Origin of the sequence: Suicoccus acidiformans, assembly GCF_003546865.1 — a bacterium.
GTDB lineage: Bacteria > Bacillota > Bacilli > Lactobacillales > Aerococcaceae > Suicoccus > Suicoccus acidiformans.
The window spans coordinates 1827975-1846533 of record NZ_CP023434.1; the positions used below are offsets into that span (position 1 = coordinate 1827975).

15 protein-coding genes, 2 pseudogenes and 1 other annotated feature are annotated in these 18559 nt (G+C 43.9%); of the genes and pseudogenes, 10 read left to right on the top strand and 7 right to left on the bottom strand.

The window, feature by feature from the left end; all coding sequences use genetic code 11:
- Window positions 1–296 precede the first annotated feature (296 nt).
- A complete protein-coding gene (argJ, locus tag CL176_RS08565) occupies window positions 297–1508 on the top strand; it encodes a bifunctional glutamate N-acetyltransferase/amino-acid acetyltransferase ArgJ (RefSeq protein ID WP_118990938.1) in 1212 nt (403 codons plus the stop codon).
- 606 nt (window positions 1509–2114) lie between these two features.
- Here argJ and CL176_RS08570 read toward each other — a convergent pair.
- Window positions 2115–4481 (bottom strand): copper-translocating P-type ATPase, encoded by a 2367-nt coding sequence (locus CL176_RS08570; protein WP_118990939.1) that lies wholly within the window; start codon window positions 4479–4481, stop codon window positions 2115–2117.
- Between the two features lie 696 nt (window positions 4482–5177).
- Here CL176_RS08570 and CL176_RS08575 point away from each other — a divergent pair.
- From CL176_RS08575 to CL176_RS08600, 6 genes and pseudogenes are all read left to right on the top strand, one after another.
- Complete coding sequence (locus CL176_RS08575) at window positions 5178–5498, top strand: response regulator (protein WP_118990940.1); 321 nt, start codon at window positions 5178–5180, stop codon at window positions 5496–5498.
- Window positions 5499–5519: 21 nt separating this feature from the next.
- Window positions 5520–5708, top strand: a pseudogene (locus CL176_RS13070) (LytTR family transcriptional regulator DNA-binding domain-containing protein); the annotation flags it as partial.
- A gap of 65 nt (window positions 5709–5773) precedes the next feature.
- Window positions 5774–6004 (top strand) — a binding site (T-box leader).
- 64 nt (window positions 6005–6068) lie between these two features.
- A complete protein-coding gene (locus tag CL176_RS08585; protein WP_118990942.1) occupies window positions 6069–7340 on the top strand; it encodes an O-acetylhomoserine aminocarboxypropyltransferase/cysteine synthase family protein in 1272 nt (423 codons plus the stop codon).
- Window positions 7341–8261 (top strand): homoserine O-succinyltransferase, encoded by a 921-nt coding sequence (locus CL176_RS08590; protein ID WP_118990943.1) that lies wholly within the window; start codon window positions 7341–7343, stop codon window positions 8259–8261.
- A gap of 64 nt (window positions 8262–8325) precedes the next feature.
- Window positions 8326–8799 (top strand): ribosome maturation factor RimP, encoded by a 474-nt coding sequence (locus CL176_RS08595; protein ID WP_118990944.1) that lies wholly within the window; start codon window positions 8326–8328, stop codon window positions 8797–8799.
- A gap of 157 nt (window positions 8800–8956) precedes the next feature.
- Entirely contained in the window at window positions 8957–9298 is a 342-nt protein-coding gene (locus CL176_RS08600) for a hypothetical protein (protein WP_118990945.1), read from the top strand.
- 154 nt (window positions 9299–9452) lie between these two features.
- On the opposite strand, the gene CL176_RS08605 is transcribed toward CL176_RS08600, so the two are convergent.
- Window positions 9453–10208, bottom strand: coding sequence for a metallophosphoesterase family protein (locus CL176_RS08605; protein ID WP_118990946.1), 756 nt, complete (start codon window positions 10206–10208; stop codon window positions 9453–9455).
- Window positions 10209–10485: 277 nt separating this feature from the next.
- On the opposite strand from CL176_RS08605, the pseudogene CL176_RS13075 reads away from it, so the two are divergent.
- A pseudogene (locus CL176_RS13075) lies at window positions 10486–10566 on the top strand (hypothetical protein); the annotation flags it as partial.
- Window positions 10567–10580: 14 nt separating this feature from the next.
- On the opposite strand, the gene CL176_RS08615 reads toward CL176_RS13075, so the two are convergent.
- The 4 genes from CL176_RS08615 to sufB all read right to left on the bottom strand — a co-directional run bounded on the left by CL176_RS08615 (window position 10581) and on the right by sufB (window position 16200).
- Complete coding sequence (locus CL176_RS08615; protein WP_118990947.1) at window positions 10581–11756, bottom strand: pyruvate kinase; 1176 nt, start codon at window positions 11754–11756, stop codon at window positions 10581–10583.
- A 371-nt stretch (window positions 11757–12127) separates the two neighbouring features.
- Complete coding sequence (locus CL176_RS08625) at window positions 12128–12874, bottom strand: amino acid ABC transporter ATP-binding protein (RefSeq protein WP_162890905.1); 747 nt, start codon at window positions 12872–12874, stop codon at window positions 12128–12130.
- 1 nt (window position 12875) lies between these two features.
- A complete protein-coding gene (locus tag CL176_RS08630; protein WP_162890906.1) occupies window positions 12876–14534 on the bottom strand; it encodes an ABC transporter substrate-binding protein/permease in 1659 nt (552 codons plus the stop codon).
- Window positions 14535–14805: 271 nt separating this feature from the next.
- A complete protein-coding gene (sufB, locus tag CL176_RS08635) occupies window positions 14806–16200 on the bottom strand; it encodes a Fe-S cluster assembly protein SufB (RefSeq protein WP_118990949.1) in 1395 nt (464 codons plus the stop codon).
- Between the two features lie 169 nt (window positions 16201–16369).
- Here sufB and ilvA point away from each other — a divergent pair, with 169 nt between their 5' ends.
- Both ilvA and CL176_RS08645 read left to right on the top strand, forming a co-directional pair.
- Window positions 16370–17629 (top strand): threonine ammonia-lyase IlvA, encoded by a 1260-nt coding sequence (ilvA, locus tag CL176_RS08640; RefSeq protein ID WP_118990950.1) that lies wholly within the window; start codon window positions 16370–16372, stop codon window positions 17627–17629.
- Window positions 17630–17646: 17 nt separating this feature from the next.
- A complete protein-coding gene (locus CL176_RS08645; RefSeq protein WP_118990951.1) occupies window positions 17647–18024 on the top strand; it encodes a RidA family protein in 378 nt (125 codons plus the stop codon).
- A 160-nt stretch (window positions 18025–18184) separates the two neighbouring features.
- Here CL176_RS08645 and CL176_RS08650 read toward each other — a convergent pair whose 3' ends face one another.
- Window positions 18185–18526, bottom strand: coding sequence for a metal-sulfur cluster assembly factor (locus CL176_RS08650; protein ID WP_118990952.1), 342 nt, complete (start codon window positions 18524–18526; stop codon window positions 18185–18187).
- Between the last annotated feature and the right edge of the window lie 33 nt (window positions 18527–18559).

The following is an 18559-nucleotide window of genomic DNA, read 5'->3' on the forward strand; positions in this document are numbered from 1 at the left end:
CCCTTTATCCAGTCAGAATGCCTATTTCACAAATTAAACAACATCCTTGTCCCAGAGAACGCTGCATCACCTGATGCAATACTTACCACCGACTGCCAAGTAGAAAGTGCATTTTTTGCCATGGGACAAGTATGATAACCAGAAGGTTTATTCAGCCTTTTGGTTTTTATTTTATATTAAATTTCTATAGGGAGCTGCCTATTTACAATCAATATTTCATTGTATTCTTCTTTGACTTTACTTAAGGAGTCGGCTACACTCAATTCACAAATTATTTTACCGAAGGGGGCATCCCGATGAAATTTATCGACGGAAGTATCACTTCAGTGCCTGGTGTACTTGCAAGTGGCGTACATGCTGGTTTCAAGCCAGATAAGAAAGATTTCGCCTTAATTTATTTCCCAGAAGGCGCGACCATAGCTGGAGTCTTTACACTTAATAAAATCTATGCACATCATGTGGCCTATTGTCGCGAGGCGTTGAAGGAGCACACCAAATTCAAAGCGCTAGCGGTCAATAGTGGCAATGCAAATGCTTGCAATGGTTACGAAGGCTATCAGGCCCTGCTGGAAAGCACGCACATTGTCGCGGATGCCTTGGATATACTACCTACGGAAGTGCTACCTGCCTCTACAGGCGTTATCGGTTCACCCTTTCAAGCAAATCTCATTGAAGGCGTCATGGCTGAGGCGAAGGAAGCCCTTAGTTCTAAGGGTGGTGCAGAGGCTAATGAAGCTATCTTGACAACAGATAAGATGCTTAAGCATCAAGCTTATGAAGTTGAAATCTCCGGCCAAAAAATCACTTTCGGTGCCATCACCAAAGGCTCAACAATGATCCACCCCAATTTAGGTACGATGCTGTCTTTTATTACTACCGATATTCAAGCCGAACAAGCCTTACTAAATCAAGCCTTGGGCCAAGCTACTAAGCTTACTTTCAACCGCCTATTAACCGACGGCCATACAAGTACAAACGATACGGTTTTAGTTTGTGCTACTGGTCAAAGTTCAGTTCAGCTGACTGAAGCAAATTATGCTGCTTTCGTCGAAGCGCTGACTGAAGTTTGCCAAGACATGGCTCAGCGAATTGCCATTGATGGCGGTGGTAGCACGAAATTTATTACCGTTCAGGTCGAAGGCGCACACTCTGAGGAAGAGGCTGTGCAACTAGGGAAGTACCTAGCCCGGTCGCCTCTAATGAAAGCAACTTTGTCAAGGTCTGATCCCAATTGGGGCCGAGTCTCTAGTGGCATTGGCAGTAGTGATATTGAACACCTGGACCCTGAAGCGATTCAAGTTTTCTTTGAGAGTGAACGGGGTTCGATTCTAGTCTGGGACAGCAATCAGTTTGTACACTACCTTGAAGAAGACGCCCGCCAAATTATCTTAGAGCAAGAGATTGTTATCCGCATTGTGCTCAATCAAGGGGAGCACTCTGCCAGTATTTGGACGTGTGATATGAGTGAGGATTTTGTTGAGGTAACGAGCAAATACGCCAGACTTTAGCCGTTTACTACCTACTTTTGAGACTAAAGACTGCATAACTAGCATATAACACGAATGACTGTTTTACTTATGCCCTTCTGTTGAAAAGAGGCCATCCTGCCGGATAATGTGTCCTTTATTTTGAGCCTACTTGGCTTTTGTCACTATATCTTCCTGCTAGAATTGTGGCAGGGGGCCTTTCGATACCCTGCTGGGCTTATTTATTCTGCTGAATTATCCGTCTTTTACTTTGAACAAAAGTATATTAGACGAATTCTATGGCTCATTGCAGATGGGCTTTGCCTGGCTTTAAACCATGTTTATCCAGTCCTACCTAGCGTTGTTATGCCCTCGCTTGATTCATCGCGCCCCAGTCAATCGCCTTAGTAAATGGGAGTCATATAGGCCATGACAGCTTACTTTATAAGCGAGTTTCTGGAGGGAGTGGTCTTAATGCTATTTGACAAAAAAAGAACAGTTGTAGCCCTGCAGCCTGAATGTTAGTCTTATCGTAAATTCCCCTATTTTATACAACACAAGAAATTGAAATAAAGCAAAAGCTACACAAAAACCGGAGTCCTGCAGTCAGAAAGTCTGCGAAGGCTCCGGTTTAATAGTTAGTCTACTTTACTGCTCATCTAGTGAAAGGGTCATTGCGTTAATGGCTACAATAACGGTAGAAAGGGACATGAGGATGGCGCCCATGGCTGGGCTTAAGCTTATACCCAAAGGAGCGAGTAAGCCAGCGGCTAAGGGGATGGCAAGGAAGTTGTAGCCTGCACCCCACCATAGGTTCTGGCGCATTTTGTCTTGGGTTTTGTATGATAATTCAATAAAGGCCTCAATATCACCTGGTTCCGATTGGGTTAGGATGACATCTGCGGAATCGAGGGCAACTTGGGTCCCTGCACCAATCGCGATTCCTACGTCAGCTAGTGCTAAAGACGGCGCATCATTGACCCCATCGCCAACCATAATCACTGTCTGATTTTCTTCTTGATACTGTTCAACGAGCTGGTATTTGTCTTCAGGAGACTGGTTGGCATAATAAGTTATATCTAAGGTTTCCGCGACGACTTTGGCGGCACTTTCATTATCACCCGTTGCCATAACAGGCTGAATTCCCTGCTCTTTGAGCACACGAATCAAGTGCGAGGTCGTCTCTTTCAGCTCATCGCCAAGGGCTACTGCACCTAAGGCCTCTTCGCCTTTTACTAGAATACTGACAGTGGAGCCTGATGGCGGATCTATGGCTAAGCCTTTACCATAAGCTTTCTGGCTAATGAGTTGGTAATGCTCACCTTGATAGCTCCCTTCCAGCCCTGAACCTGAAACTACTTCAATCTCGTCAAAAGAGACTGCTTCGACGCCTTCGCTCTCTGCGTAATTAATAATAGATTGGGCGATTGGATGACTGGATCCTGCTTCGATACCCGCTAATAAACTCAGCAGCTCTTCTTCTGAGAGGGTATCGTCTAAGACGTCTAGTTGCAACACCTTGAATTCGCCAGTTGTTAGGGTTCCTGTTTTGTCTAAGAGCATAATGTCTGCTTGTGTGGTTAATTCTAGTGCTTCCCGGTCTTTCACAAGTAAACCTCGCTCTGCTCCCAGGCTCGTACTGCGAGCGACCACTAGAGGAATAGCTAAACCTAAAGCATGCGGACAGGCAATGACTAGAGTTGTAACCGCATAGGTCACCCCTGAGCTGACTCCTTCCATTGCTGTCCAGGCAACAAAGGCAATAATCGCTGCGGCAAGGGCAATGTAGAAGAGCCAGCCAGAGACTCGGTGGGCCAAGTTCTCCGCCCTAGAGGGTTGATTCTGAGCTGAAGCAACCAACTGTTGGACTTGGGAAATAAAAGATTGGTCGCCCGTTTCTGTTACTTCAACAAATAGCGTCCCTTCCCCATTCGTTGCCCCTCCAATAACTTCATCTCCAGCTTGCTTAGCTACCGGCTTCGATTCACCCGTCAATAAGGCTTCATTAATACGCGATTCTCCGCGCACGATTCGCCCATCTGCCGGTACATTCTCTCCAGCTTGGACACGAACAATATCTCCAATGGCCAATTCTGCGACAGGTTTTGGGATAATGGAGCCATCCGCTTGTTCTACTTGTGCTTCCTTTGGCAATAAGGCTGCCAGAGATGACTGCGCATCCCCTGCTTCGCCAATCGCCTTCATCTCTATCCAATGCCCTAAAAGCATAATCAGAATAAGCGAGGCAAATTCAAAGAAGAAATCCATCACCGCTTCACCCATTAGATAGCGGGCGAACACCGCATAAACACTATATACATAAGATACCGTAATTCCCATAGTAACAAGGGCCATCATGCCTGGCGATTTCTGCTTGAACTCGTCAATAGCCCCTGTATAGAAAGGCCGGCCTCCATAAATGAACAAAATCGTTGCTAAAATCGCTACCAGAATATCTGAATAAGGAAAGGTAAATTGAAAAGGTAACTTCAAGCCCATCATTGGCGACAGCAGCATAATAGGAATGGCCAAAGGCAAGGATTTCAGAAAGATTTCCTTAAAATTCCCATGATGGTGATGATGGCCATGGTGGTCGTGGTGATAGTGATGGTCGTGATGGTCGTGATGATTATGGTAATCGTGGTGATCGTGATGATCGTGATGATCGTGATGATCGTGGCTACCGTGATTACCGTGATTATCGTGATTACCGTGACTGTGACTTTCATGGCCTCCGTCTTGCTCGTTATCTACATGGCTTTCATGCGACTTATGGTGGTGGCTATGGTCTACATGCTGCTTAGGTTGCCCATGACGCGTGTCTTCTGTTTTATGTTGTTCATGTGCATCCTGTTGCGCATGAGCTGCATGCTGAACATCACTTCGATGGTCTTCAATAGGATGCTTATGCGTTGTCCCATGGGATCCCTGTTGATGCTGAGAATGTGCGTGTTGATTCACGGTTTCAGCTTCTAATTGATCAATGTGTTCCCTTTCTTGCTTTGTATCTTTCATAATGACTCCCCCTCTTTTGGTTACATTTGTAACCTAGCTATCTATAGTATCTCATGAATGACTGCCTCTGTCAAAAGATACCTCCTTCGTGACTGAAGTCGTATGTGGAATCTCAATGGAAATGAGCCCTGAAACTCAGCTGAATCCTTGATAAATCCACTTGGTAATGTTTGAAATACACTTCAAACATTACCAAATCTTTTTGCTCGTGTTTGACAGGCGATTCAAACATTAGCAACACGCTTTCCTAAGGTTTGAACACCCAGCCAAACATGAGCAAACTATAATTTCCTTTGATGGACAGTGGTACTTAGCGTATAAACGTAATTTTTAATCATTGGCTGCAAAGTTTTTGCTTTACTTTCTTGATATTTCACGGTGCAAAGCCTTAGCAAGGGAAGTTTCTTGGCTTAGGTTGTGCTCGCTTCTTTCGAAAAAAGTCGGTTTGCATGCTATAATGTACCAAAGCTCGATTGAAAGGAAGATTTGACGTAATGTTATCCATTGTTATTTGCGAAGATAATTTACAACAAAGAACCCTTTTCCAGGAAACAATAGAAAATATATTTTGATCGAGGAATTACCCATGGAAGTAAAGCTTGCGACGCCAGACCTATGAAGTGCTGGACTACCTTGAAACGGAACGCAAAGGTGAAACAGTATACTTCCTCAATATAGATTTAAGTACTGATATTAATGGGATGGACTTGGCGCGAAAAGATTCGCGATGCGGAGGATTTGAGCCGCTTGGTCTTTATTACCACCGAAAATCAAATGCTTCCTTTAACTTACACTTATAAATTAGAGACTTTGAACTTTATCGTTAAGGACAAGCCGGAAGTCGTTGATGCGCAGATTCGGGACAGTCTCCGGACGGTGATGGAGCGGACAGTACGCAATGCAGACCAGAAGAAGAAGTTTGTTGCCAAAATTGGCTCCCGTACCAAGAGTATCGATGTGGACCAAATCTTCTATTTCCAAGCTCTTGAAGGTCATAAGCTTGCCCTGGTTGGCTAAGATTTATATTTCGAATTCTATGATAGTCTTGCAGATATTCTAGAACGTGAACCGAGTTTCACGCGTACCCATCGTTCTTATGTGGCGAATTTAGCTAATGCCTTGAGTATCAATCGCAAAATTATGGAGATTCATTTCCCAGAGGAACTAAGCCTTCCGATTAGTCGAGGTGATTTGTCAGCTGTGCAAGCAGTGATGGAACAGGCGTAATTTATTCATTTAAGTTTTATGAGCTTGACAAGCCATTTCTCTTAATATATACTAATGTTAATTTAATCTTAGCGTTGAAGAGTAGAGTACATTCAGACTATCTTTCCAGAGAAACTGCGTTTGGTGAAAGCAGTAAGATAAGCCTGAGTCGAAAATGAGCTCGGAGCTTCGTAGCAGTTCACGCTGTTACGACGGTAGCACACGTTATGGTGCGCAGTATTATAGAGTACTGGTCGAGGTAACACTTGCAAAGGTGTTATGAACAAGGGTGGTAACACGAAAACTTCGTCCCTTAATTACTTAATGTATTTGAGTAATTAAGGGACGAAGTTTTTTTGGTTTTTAGAAGGAGGAATTTACATGTCAGAACAGAAATTTGAAACATTACAGATTCATGCAGGTCAAACAGTTGATGCAACGGGTTCCAGAGCGGTGCCGATTCATTTGACAACGGCTTATGTCTTTAACGATGTCGATCATGCTGCTGGACGCTTTGCCTTAACAGAACCGGGTCACATTTACACACGACTTAATAATCCAACTACTGATGTATTAGAAGCTCGCATTGCTGCTTTAGAAGGTGGTACGGCAGCCATCGCAACCGCTTCAGGTATGGCAGCGATTAATTTAACGCTCTTAGCGCTTGCGCGTCAAGGTGACCATATTGTCTCTTCCAGTTATGTCTATGGCGGAACGGATACCTTGCTACGCCATACCTTGCCTAATCAAGGAATTACGACAACGTTTGTGGATACGACAGATTTAGCGAATGTCCGTGCTGCGATTCAAGATAATACGAAAGCGATATTTGTAGAGACAGTAGGAAATCCTGACGGAAATATTGAAGATATTGAGGGCTTAGCGGCCATCGCCAATGAATTTAATATTCCTTTAGTAGTTGATGCGACCTTCTCGACTCCTTATTTGACTCGTCCGATTGAACATAACGCATCAATTGTGGTCCACTCTGCTACGAAATTTATCGGTGGACACGGTACAGCAATGGGTGGTTTAATTGTAGAAAGTGGCCAATTTAATTGGGCCAATGGTAAATATCCACAAATTAGCGAACCGAATGAAACTTATAATGGCTTGAGTTTCTATGATGCGGTCGGTCCGGCGGCCTTTACTACTTACATCCGTGCCACGTTAATGCGCGATACGGGGGCAAGTCTATCGCCATTTAACGCATTCTTACTTATTCAAGGCTTGGAAACTTTATCCTTACGTGTTGAACGCCACGTTGAGAATGCCAAGAAAGTGGCAGAATTCTTAGATCAACACGACAAGGTAGCTTGGGTGAAATACTCCGGCTTACCATCCAGCCCTTACCATGACTTGCAGACGAAATATTCACCAAAAGGTGCACCATCCATCTTCACATTCGGCGTCAAAGGCGGTCATGATGGCGCTGTGCGTTTCATCAATGAATTAGAATTGTTCTCCTTATTGGCGAATGTCGGTGACGCTAAATCCCTTGTGGTACACCCTGCTTCAACGACCCATGCGCAATTGACGGAAGAAGAACAAATTGCAGCGGGCGTGAATCCTGAGACAATTCGCATTTCCATTGGCCTCGAACATATTGACGATATTCTGGCAGACTTAGCTAAGGGATTGGATGCGATTTAAATGCCCATTAAAATTATAGAAGGCCTACCAGTACGTGAGAAATTACGCGAAGAGCGTATCTTTACGATTGAAGAATCTCGGGCCCACACACAAGATATTCGGCCTCTTCGGATTCTGATTTTAAATTTGATGCCTTTAAAGCAAGCGACGGAAAGGCAGTTTCTGCGTTTATTAGGGAACAGTCCGATTCAAATTGATGTGGATTTTCTATATACGGCTAGCTATGAAAGCAGCAATACCCCCACTTCTTACTTGCAGGAATATTATCAAAGTTTCGACCAAGTTAAAGAGCAATTCTATGACGGTCTCTTAGTCACTGGAGCACCGGTAGAGAAGATGCCTTTTGAAGATGTGGATTATTACCAAGAATTGCGCGATATTATGACTTGGGCACAAACACATGTATTTAACCGTTATTTCGTCTGTTGGGGTGCGCAATTTGCTTTGAATTATTACTACGGTATCGAAAAGGAGCTCTTAGACGAGAAGCTTTTCGGGGTATATCCGTACCGGACGTTAAATTTCGAACATCCTTACGTACGTGGCTTTGACGATGTCTTCCATGTGCCTCATTCACGCCATACGCGAATGAATGCCGAGCAGATATTGCAGGTGGAAGGCTTGGAAGTGTTGACTGGCCATGAAGTGTTCGGGCCTGATTTGATGGTAAGTCAAGATGGACGGGATGTCTTTATCTTCGGGCATTTGGAATATGATCGGGAGACCTTAAGTTTAGAGTATCACCGTGATTTGCACCGGGGGGATAGGATTGCCCTCCCAGAGAATTATTTCCCCGATGACGATGTTAATCGCTTACCGGTATTCAATTGGCGTAGTCACGGACATCTTCTGATGCATAATTGGATTAATGAAACTTATCAGGAGACTCCGTATAATCTAGAAGAGTTGTTAAGCTGGTAAGGGTTGCTTTGTGAGGTTAAAAGTTTATAATGAATGCACAGACTATATGTGAGGGGTGAACATTATGGACGATGTATTACAAAGATACTGCGACATCATTTGTCCGATCGTTGAAGCACATCAAGCAAAAGTGTATGACATTGCAACTAAACGACTTGGTCGCACCTTACATTTACAAGTGCGAGTCGATAAGCCTGGTCGAATCACTTTAGATGAATGCGTCGCTATCAATGAAGCCATTAGCCAGCGCATTGATGAATTGAAAGCCGGCTGGTTCGGTGAACCCTTTGTACTGGATGTCAGCTCACCTGGAGCAGAACGCGAATTAACAAGTCCTGAAGCCATTCAGGAGGTGATTGGAGAATACGTGCACCTAGATTACTTTGGCCACCAACACGGCGAAACCTACCATGAAGGTGTCTTAGTCGATGTGCTGGACGAGGTATATATTTTAACTTATAACGACCGCGGACGCTTTAGGCAATTACGCATCCAGAAAGATCAAGTCCGCAAAATCCGTCTAGCGGTAAAGCTGTAAACGAAAAACATCGATAAAGATTAGATTCATCCCTGTGACTGCTTTATCTTTGAATGGTGCTGCAAATTTCAGATTGGGAGACTTTGCTCTTAATACAGAACAAGGTCTCCCTATTCGTCATGTAAGCTGTGTATGATAATTACAAAAAGTGAGACCCTTGTTAGTAAAGAAAACCCCTTTACTTATCCGTATTATTACGAATGGAATAGGCACCCTATTACTTGGCATGCTACTCATTAGCCAAGCCTTTACCGGACATCGCATCGAGACACAGTTTCACGACAAGTCTGACGCGCTGGCTTTAAGCATTCCTCAAGCCGAACAAGCCTTTGCGCTTGAAAAAACTACAATAGCTCAGGTACGAGCCGAGGAAGCTAAGCGCACAGACATTAAGCGCATGACGCGAGAAGGCTTGACCCATTATGTTGTCCAACTCGATTATGATTTAAAATTGTTTGCAAAGGCAACGCAACAGTCTGAAGCAAAACTCGCCCCTTAAATCATTTAGCCCCAGGTTGTCACTTACAAATTGGCGATTTGACCACTGGATTGCTCATCAGTGGCTAAAGTCAAATCCTTCAAGTTGCAACAATTGCTATTAGCCTCTTAAAAACGCACCGAAGCGAGTAGATGCTTCGGTGCGTTTCGTAATATTAGCCTAAATATTTATCAATCGGTGTTTGATTGGGCACAAGGATTTCTGGGTAGTAATCAATGAGACCATCCGAAACACTGACCAAGGAATAGCCCGTTCGGTCGCTAATCCACAATTGCTCTTTGTAGAGCGTAATCCCGAAACGGGTGGAATTAGCACTATATTGTGGAATGCCTTCTACGAGGGAATTTCTTTGCATATGTAGATGTCCGGTAAAAATTGCTAAGACGTCGCTTTGCTTCAGGCGGTCAAAGAAGCCGGTTTCGACTTTACACTCAGCCTCACCTTCAGCCCAGCCAATGCCGTAAGGATGGTGTTGGAAAATCAATGTCCCTTTTTCGCTCGGTTCGCTAAGCTCTTGGAATAACCATTCTGCCTGATCCCCTTTCACTTCTCCGTCATGTAAGCCTTCAATACTCGTATCGAGAATAATAATCCGGTAACCACGGTGATTGACAGTAAAGTAATGCAAGTCGCTAGTATCGTTACCTTCAAATACTTTATTATAATCCCGTTTCAAGTCATGGTTGCCTAAGCAATAATAAATCGGTAAATCCTTAGGAAAGGTAGCTTCCATCAAATCTTTTAAAGCTTGATAATCTGCTTCATCGCCGTCATTAGTTAAATCTCCAGTATGAACAACAAAATCCAAACATTCAAAAGCTACTTGCTTAGCGAGTTGCTTCAGCATTTGCTGGGCCGCTTCGTGGTCACTTTTGAGATAATGCGTATCAGTAAGATGTAAAAACTTCATGGCTTCTCCTTATGTAGATGTGATATTCTCATTATAGAAAGCAAATCCCCTTACTGTCAAACTAATTATGCAATAATTAAAGGAGTTTACGTAACTAGCACATATTCTCATTATTGAAAATCAGACTAAGATTAAGGAACTGATTAAGGATACCCTCAGTGATTAGTTCGAAGTGACCCAAGCCTATTTAGGAACAGAAGGTTTACTTCGAGCTGAGCAAGCATATCTCGAATTAAGCCTATGAGATGTGATCTTGTCTGGTTTATCCGGTGAGAAAGTGCTTCATGAAATCCGCCTGCACTCTGATATTCCGATTATTATCCTCACTGTCAAGCAATTAACCAGGACTCTGCTCTTAGCCGTCGCCAATGACTACATTACCAAACCCATCGATGAAGATGAACTATTAGCAAGCATCCATGGGCAATTGCGCCAGCACGGTTCAGCTGCCACTAAAGAGGGGTCTACTTTGACCAACAGGGGAATTTCTGCCAAGGGGCGGTCGGTATATTTCTGGATGGCTGCCTGTAATTCCTTAATATCTGTAGCTGTGCGCACAAAGGATATGCCGACAATCGCATCATGCTCTAGGGCAAAAGCTAAAGCCTTCTCATCTTCTTCATCCAGAATAGCTATTTCAAAGTCAGTGTCAGGAAAGTTCAAGCCCTTTTCGGCTTTAATCCGTAAGTTGCCGCCTTTTACTTGCTCAACTTTGAGAATCGCTTCTTTATCTCCTACTTCATGCACCGTAAACTCTACACTGCCGTCATCGAGGAGGACTTGGTCGCCGGTTGCAATTTGCCGGTACACATCTTCAATGGAACAACCCATGGTTACCTTAATCTCATCATCCACGGGCGGCAATTGATCGGTGCGACTAGTCATACGCACCAGGTCACCTCGTTTAACTTTCGGTTTCTTGTAAGTGGTGAAGATCCATTCCGTCCGAATTTTCGGCCCGGCCAAGTCCATCATCACCTGAACATTCTGCCCTTTCGCTTCGGCTGCTTGGCGAATATTCTTGATCATTTGCTCCCAAACTTCCGGGCTATCATGGGCACAATTAATCCGTGCAATATCCATCCCCTCTTTGACAAGCCTTCTAACATAATCCTCATTTTCGGATGCTTCCTGTGGCATAGTCACCATAATCTGACTAAGCCGGTCCCGCTCACTCGATCCGAATATTAGCTCCGTATTCTCACGCAGACGCTTATGCCCTTCAGCAAAAGAATCCAACTCGATTTCAGCTAATTCCTCCGTTTGACCTGTCACTTTGGCCAGCAAAGCAATGACGCGCTCTAGATTATATAAAGTCCTCGATTCCATACGTCCTAAACTGGATAGTCCCTGCTGGGATAAGCGTTCTTGCAGACTTTGAAGGTCCCGCCGACGCACCGCCATATAAGCGAAAAGATTACGTGCACTCGCAACAAAAGCTTCCCGCTCATTGCTTAACTCCCACTGAGCATAATCTTCTTCTGACTCATTAATGACTGATTCATATAATTCAACAATATCTTCGTACAATTTTGTTAAATCTTTCATAAGGGTCCTCCAGTGAAAAGTATTTTTGCTACTTTTATTATAGCGGTTCTTTGTAAAGATTAAGTAAAGATTGCAATAAAATAGATTTGAGAAACAATACGAAACTTATCGAAAAAATACCTTCTCTTAAAGCTATTAACTCTGAAAAATTAGCATACCTCATTTATACAATTCACCAAGATGTAACTCTCTACCGTAGAAATCCTTTGTAAGTTCACTAACATTCTATCGAAACCTCTGGTTCTATACAATTATTGTGTAGATGGCGCTTGATAACTAATATTATTTTGTTGATGATTAAAGATTCCTGGGAGTAATCCAGAATTTCTTTCCATTTTAAAAACCGCCCAAATTGGACGGTTTCAATCGTTTTAAGCTAGGCCACTTTCATTGTGATAGCGGATTAAGAAATCTTTCGTGCGATCATGTTGCGGATTATTTAAGACATCGAATGGATTGCCTTCCTCTACGATGACACCTTGGTCCATAAAGCAGACTCGGCTGGAAACGTCGCGGGCAAAGGCCATCTCGTGGGTAACGACGATCATCGTCATTCCTTCTTCCGCTAAATTCGTCATTGACTTAAGTACTTCGCCGACCATTTCTGGATCCAGAGCTGAAGTCGGCTCATCGAATAACATGACTTCAGGACTCATTGCCAAGGCACGTGCAATCGCTACTCGTTGTTGTTGGCCTCCAGATAATTGTTGTGGCCGGGCATCACGGTAAGGATCCATCCCAACTTTAACTAACTGTTCGAGCGCCACTGCTTTGGCCTCTTTGGGCGAACGTTTCAGAATTTTGGTCTGGCCGATAATGCAATTATCTAAGACAGACATATTCTTGAAAAGATTGAATTGCTGGAAGACCATGCCGACTTTGGTACGGTAGGTATTGCGGTCGAAATTTTTAGCTAAGACAGAATCACCGTGATAGCGAATATCTCCACCAGTAGGCTCCTCCAATAAGTTAATACAACGCAAGAGGGTGGACTTACCAGAGCCTGAAGAACCAATGATACTGATAACTTCTTTGGACTGAACTTGAAAGTCGATGTCACGTAAAACTAAGTGGTCGCCGTATTGCTTCTCTAAGTGTTCCACAGAAATAATACTCATCTTAATTTACCTCCACTTCTGTACTCATAGTGCTTGAGGTATGAACGGTGTAATTCGCCTTACCTTCACCACGATTATTCAGCCAGTTCAAGACACGTGTGGTCACGAATGTCAGAATAAAGTAAATGACGCTAGCAATAAAGTAAGTTTGGAAGGTTAGATAAGTAGAACCTGCTGCTGATTTCGTCACAAAGAATAATTCAGCTACCGCAATAACGTTCAAGACTGAGGTATCCTTAATGTTAATAACAAACTCATTTCCTAAAGCTGGCATAATACTGCGAATCGCTTGCGGCAAGACGACATAAACCATCGTTTGGAAATGATTCATGCCAATTGCTTTGGCTCCTTCATACTGGCCTTTATCCACACCAATAATGCCGCCGCGGATGACTTCCGCCAAGTAAGCTCCTGTGTTTACCGATACAATCAACAAGGCTGCGCTCATGGAGGTCATATCAATATTAAAGAACAATTTCGACCCATAGAAAATCAGCATTGCTTGTACCATCATCGGCGTACCCCGGAAAATCTCAATATAGGCTGCAACGAAGAAGTCAAGAATCTTGTACAGCCAATAACCAATATTGGCTAAGTTGCGTTGAATAGGTAATGAGCGGTAAATGGCAATAATCAAGCCGATCAAGAAACCAATTGTTGTCGAAATCAAGGCAATAATCATCGTGTTGGCAATCCCCCGCATAAATTGCGGTCGGTAAGTATTCCAAATGCCCCGTACTTCATCCCAGAAACCTAAGCTCCCACCACGTTCATTCAACTCAACCATATTCTCCATCAGTTGATTACGCTCATTGGCAGATATGGTCGCCAAGGCTTGGTTAATGGGTCCAGTCAGCGGCGAATGCTTCCGTAAGCCAACCGCAATGGTTGTATCTGCATTATTCGTATCAAAGCCAAGACCCGCATCAAAGGCGACAAAAGTCAACTCATCATTCGCCGCCACAGCAGCCATCGCCCCTGGGCGTTCAGAAACATATGCATCCGACTTATCCGAAAGGACGGATTGAATCATCGTTGGGAAAGAATCCATCGCCGTTTGTTGAATTACATCGGGAATTTGTTCAATCATATCATAGTGGAAGGTATTCAATTGACCTGTAACGCGAGCACCGGCGAAATCATCCAAGCGCTTAGCCTCAGCAAAAGGACTATCCTTCCGCACTACAAGCACTAAATCCGATTCATAGTAGCCTTCACTAAAATCAATTTGCTCCATCCGCTCAGGCGTTGGCGTCATCCCAGCGATAATGCCGTCTATTTTGCCAGATTCAAGGGCTGGCGGTAGTCCGTCCCATTCTAATTTGACAATCTCTAAGTCTAAATTCAAGGTGTCCGCCAAGCGCTTAGCAATTTGAAGGTCATACCCATTCGCGTACTCCCCTGGCGAATTGCTTATTTCTACAGCTCCATCGGTTCCTTCCGCTTGGGACCAGTTAAAAGGCGCATAATTCGCTTCCATCCCAATCCGCAGTACCCCCGGTGTTTCAAGCCCTTCCTCCAAGGCATCTTGATCAATCTCTAGTTGTACATCTGCTACTTCCGCAGCCTGGGCCAATGGCACTTGCAAGCCTTGCCCTACTGAAAGAAATAGCAATACACTCATCAAGAGCCAACGCAGACTCTTCTTCAAGTTCATCATTTTTCACTCCTTAAGCAAATAATACCCCCAAACCCATCGGTGCGGGAGCCCACTTTCGTCTTTAACTCGATTCCCGATTATACCGAAAATAAGCTAATTATGCAATCATTCATCGCAAAGGTTCGCTAGTATTATGACACATAGTCCCCTCATTTCGCCTCGTTCATTCAGCTTACCTAACAGAAAAAGCACCCCTCGGCTAGTATGACTCGCATGCCTCAGAGCGCTACTTCTTATTCTGTACTTTGCTTACCCTCTCTACGCCGTTGGATTAACCCACACTACCTTCCATTTCGTAGGCAATCAAGCGGTTCAATTCAACCGCATATTCCAGGGGCAATTCTTTGGCAAAAGGCTCGATAAAGCCCATCACAATTAACTCGGTTGCCTGCGCTTCAGACAATCCCCGACTCATTAAGTAATATAATTGCTCTTCAGAAATACGCGAAACCTTTGCTTCGTGCTCTAATTCAATCGAAGGCGCATGAATTTCATTAAAGGGAATCGTATCCGATTTAGATAATTCATCCATAATAATGGTGTCACACTCAATGTGTGACTTCGAACCTCTGGACTTCTCGCCAAAATAAGTTTGCCCCAAATAGTCCACGCGTCCACCGTCTTTAGCGATAGACTTCGAGACAATCGTGCTGGAGGTATTCGGTGCCAAGTGATACAATTTAGCGCCTGTATGCTGATGTTGATTTTCACCGGCAAAGGCAATGGTCATAATCGAACCACGCGCACCTTGACCGTTTAGGATAATGCCCGGGTACTTCATGGTTTTATGTGAACCGAGGTTACCATCGACCCAGTCTAGGGAAGCGCCGGCTTCACATTTGCCGCGTTTGGTTACTAAATTGTACACATTATCTGACCAATTCTGAATGGTTGAATAGCGGCAACTGGCATTCTTCTTAACGATAATTTCAACGACAGCGCCATGTAAGTTAGCGTATGAGAAGGTTGGTGCAGTACAGCCTTCAACATAGTGAACGCGAGCGCCTTCTTCGACAATGATAAGGGTACGTTCGAATTGCCCTGATTTTTCATTATTCATCCGGAAATATGTCTGCAGAGGAATATCGGTCTGAACGCCTTTAGGCACATACATGAAGGTTCCCCCACTCCACACCGCTGTATTCAACGCTGCTTGGAAGTTGTCATCGATTGGTACTACCGAGGCGAAATATTCCTTTACTAAATCCGGATACTCTCTTAAAGCAGTATCCATATCCGTAAAGATAATACCCAACTTATCGTACTCATCCTTTACACGACTATACACCGCTTCCGATTCGTATTGGACGGTGGCTCCAGCCAAATAGGCCTGTTCCGCTTCTGGGATACCAATGCGTTCGAAAGTTACTTTAATTTCCTCTGGGACATCATCCCAAGTTCGAGCCGGGCGGTCAGCTGCCTTCTGATAATATTTTAAATCATCGAAGTCTAAGTCTGATAAATCAGCACCCCAATCAGGCACTTGCTTTTGTTTATATATTTCATAGGCTTTCAAGCGATATTCAAGCATCCATTCTGGCTCTTCCTTCTCAGCTGAAATCGTACGAATTATTTCTTCATTCAGACCAAGTCCGGTTGAGAAGATAATCTCCCCGTCATCTTGAAAGCCATATTGATAATCTCCAACTACTGGTACTTCAGACATTTACTTCTCCCCTTTAACAGAATTAAAAAAGTAGTCTTACATTATCACAAAGCTTTGAAGATTACACCCTTTTTGTTTGGATAGGATGATTTAAATTTAAAATTGACTCTGCTTTATTAATCTTATATGATAGATTTGTTACGAATTTTTAATAGAAAGGTGGGTATTTATGTATCCTGAACTAACTTCTGAAGATGTTCTTGGCGCGTATCGCGACTTAAAACAGTCGATTGTCCATACGCCTCTCCAGTACAACCAGTATCTCTCGGAACGCTATGATGCGACGATTTATTTGAAACGAGAAGATTTACAAATTGTACGATCCTTTAAATTACGTGGGGCGATGTACGCAATTAATCAGCTGAGTCAAGATGAACTGGAACGCGGAGTCATCTGTGCCTCAGCGGGGAATCATGCCCAAGGGGTTGCTTATACAGCAAGGTTAAAGCATATTCAAGCAACCATCTTTATGCCAACAACAACACCTAAGCAGAAAATTGACCAGGTGGAATATTTCGGAGGCGACTATGTCAACGTGGTCATTCAGGAAGACACCTTTGACAAATCAAATGAAGCGGCACACCAATATGCAGAGGAGCATGGTTTAACCTTTATCGAGCCTTTTGACGATCAAAATGTCATCCTTGGCCAAGGTACCATCGGTGTTGAGATTCATCAAGACTTAGTAGCTAACGGTGACCAAGCAGATATGATATTGGTGCAAGTTGGCGGTGGGGGGCTAATTTCAGGTGTCGGTGCCTATGTCAAAGAAGCCATGCCAACAGCGGCACTTATTGGCGTGGAACCTGAAGGTGCGGCCTCTATGCAACTGGCCATGCAAGAAGGTGCCCCCACTGCCTTAGCGAAAGTAAATAAATTCTGCGACGGAACTGCGGTTGCTAAGGCAGGTGAGTTGACCTACCACTATGCTAATAATTTCGTCGATGAGTTCATTTCTGTACCGGAAGGCCAAGTGGCTCAGTCCATTATTGATTTATATTCCCGCTTAGCCATTGTCGCTGAACCGTCAGGTGCCCTCACTGTCGCAGCTTTAGAAATGATGAAAGACCGCATTAAAGGCCAATCGGTGGTCTGCGTCATATCCGGCGGGAACAACGATATTAATCGCATGGGGGAAATCGAAGAGCGCGCGATGATTTATCAAGGCTTGCAACAGTACTTTATTGTTAAGTTCCCGCAACGGGCAGGTGCCTTGCGCGAATTCGTTACCGATATCTTAAATCCAGGTGATGACATTACCCGGTTTGAATATACGAAACGGACAAACCGCGATAGTGCACCTGTTATCATCGGCATTCGCTTAGGACAACGCGAGAACCTCCCAGGTCTACTCGAGCGAATCGAAGCCTTTGACCCCAACTACATCAATGTCATCGAAAATAGAGACTTGTTCCAATTACTTGTATAAAGAAAGGATAATCCGTTATGAAGAAAGAACTCAACAGTCCCCTTGCTCCTGAAGCTTTAGGTCCATATTCCCAAGGGATTCGTGTCGGAGACTTGATATTTCTATCGGGCCAATTGGGCATCGACCAAGCAACTGGAGAACTAGCTGAAGGCGTTGTCGCCCAAACAGAACAAGCCTTCCGCAATATCCAACATGTGCTCGAGAGTGACAGCTTAAGCCTTGACAATATTGTAAAAGTTACCGTCCTTCTAGCAGATATCAATGATTTCGCGACCGTCAATGAAGTCTATGCCAAACACTTCAATGAACCCTATCCAGCCCGCAGCGCCTTTGCAGTCAAGGACATTCCGAAAGGGGCACGGGTTGAGATTGAAGTCATCGCTCATGCAAATTAACCCCTCGCTAAAAACGCATGAAGTTAACTACCTTAAAAGTTAACTTCATGCGTTTTTACTTATCAATATATGGACTATCACTTAAACACATTCCGCTGCAAAACTCTTTTGCAACAAGCGTAACGAAAAAAATCAGCCCAGTTTAATGTTTGCTTTCAGATTAATTCGGATTAATCCCCAAAGTCATACGGCCCAAGCGACTAATGCGAGTCATATTCCATACAGGACTCCAGACAACATTGACCTTCACTTCATCAATACCTGGAATTGTCACAAGTTTCTCTTTCAATTCAACCGGCACGGTTTCAATACAAGCACAAGCTACGCCCGTGAAAGTTAAGGTCACTTGGCAAAGACCCGCTTCATCTAAATGAATTTCATAAATCAAACCTAAGTTGTAAATATCTAAACCAATTTCCGGGTCAAAGATTGTCTCCAACTGTGCCTGAATGTCATCGGCCTTTGCCTCTGCCAATGGATTTAATGTAATATCGTCACGCATTTAACCGCTCCTTTGCATTCTTTAGTAGGTAAT

Bases quoted from the DNA above. Each gene is read 5' to 3' on its own strand.
- CL176_RS08625 (WP_162890905.1), bottom strand. From the start codon at position 12,874: ATGAGTATTATTTCTGTGGAACACTTAGAGAAGCAATACGGCGACCAC.
- CL176_RS08570 (WP_118990939.1), bottom strand. From the start codon at position 4,481: ATGAAAGATACAAAGCAAGAAAGGGAACACATTGATCAATTAGAAGCT.
- CL176_RS08645 (WP_118990951.1), top strand. From the start codon at position 17,647: ATGAAGAAAGAACTCAACAGTCCCCTTGCTCCTGAAGCTTTAGGTCCA.
- CL176_RS08595 (WP_118990944.1), top strand. From the start codon at position 8,326: ATGGACGATGTATTACAAAGATACTGCGACATCATTTGTCCGATCGTT.
- ilvA (WP_118990950.1), top strand. From the start codon at position 16,370: ATGTATCCTGAACTAACTTCTGAAGATGTTCTTGGCGCGTATCGCGAC.
- CL176_RS08615 (WP_118990947.1), bottom strand. From the start codon at position 11,756: ATGAAAGATTTAACAAAATTGTACGAAGATATTGTTGAATTATATGAA.
- CL176_RS08605 (WP_118990946.1), bottom strand. From the start codon at position 10,208: ATGAAGTTTTTACATCTTACTGATACGCATTATCTCAAAAGTGACCAC.
- CL176_RS08575 (WP_118990940.1), top strand. From the start codon at position 5,178: ATGGGATGGACTTGGCGCGAAAAGATTCGCGATGCGGAGGATTTGAGC.
- CL176_RS08650 (WP_118990952.1), bottom strand. From the start codon at position 18,526: ATGCGTGACGATATTACATTAAATCCATTGGCAGAGGCAAAGGCCGAT.
- CL176_RS08585 (WP_118990942.1), top strand. From the start codon at position 6,069: ATGTCAGAACAGAAATTTGAAACATTACAGATTCATGCAGGTCAAACA.
- CL176_RS08590 (WP_118990943.1), top strand. From the start codon at position 7,341: ATGCCCATTAAAATTATAGAAGGCCTACCAGTACGTGAGAAATTACGC.
- sufB (WP_118990949.1), bottom strand. From the start codon at position 16,200: ATGTCTGAAGTACCAGTAGTTGGAGATTATCAATATGGCTTTCAAGAT.
- CL176_RS08630 (WP_162890906.1), bottom strand. From the start codon at position 14,534: ATGATGAACTTGAAGAAGAGTCTGCGTTGGCTCTTGATGAGTGTATTG.
- argJ (WP_118990938.1), top strand. From the start codon at position 297: ATGAAATTTATCGACGGAAGTATCACTTCAGTGCCTGGTGTACTTGCA.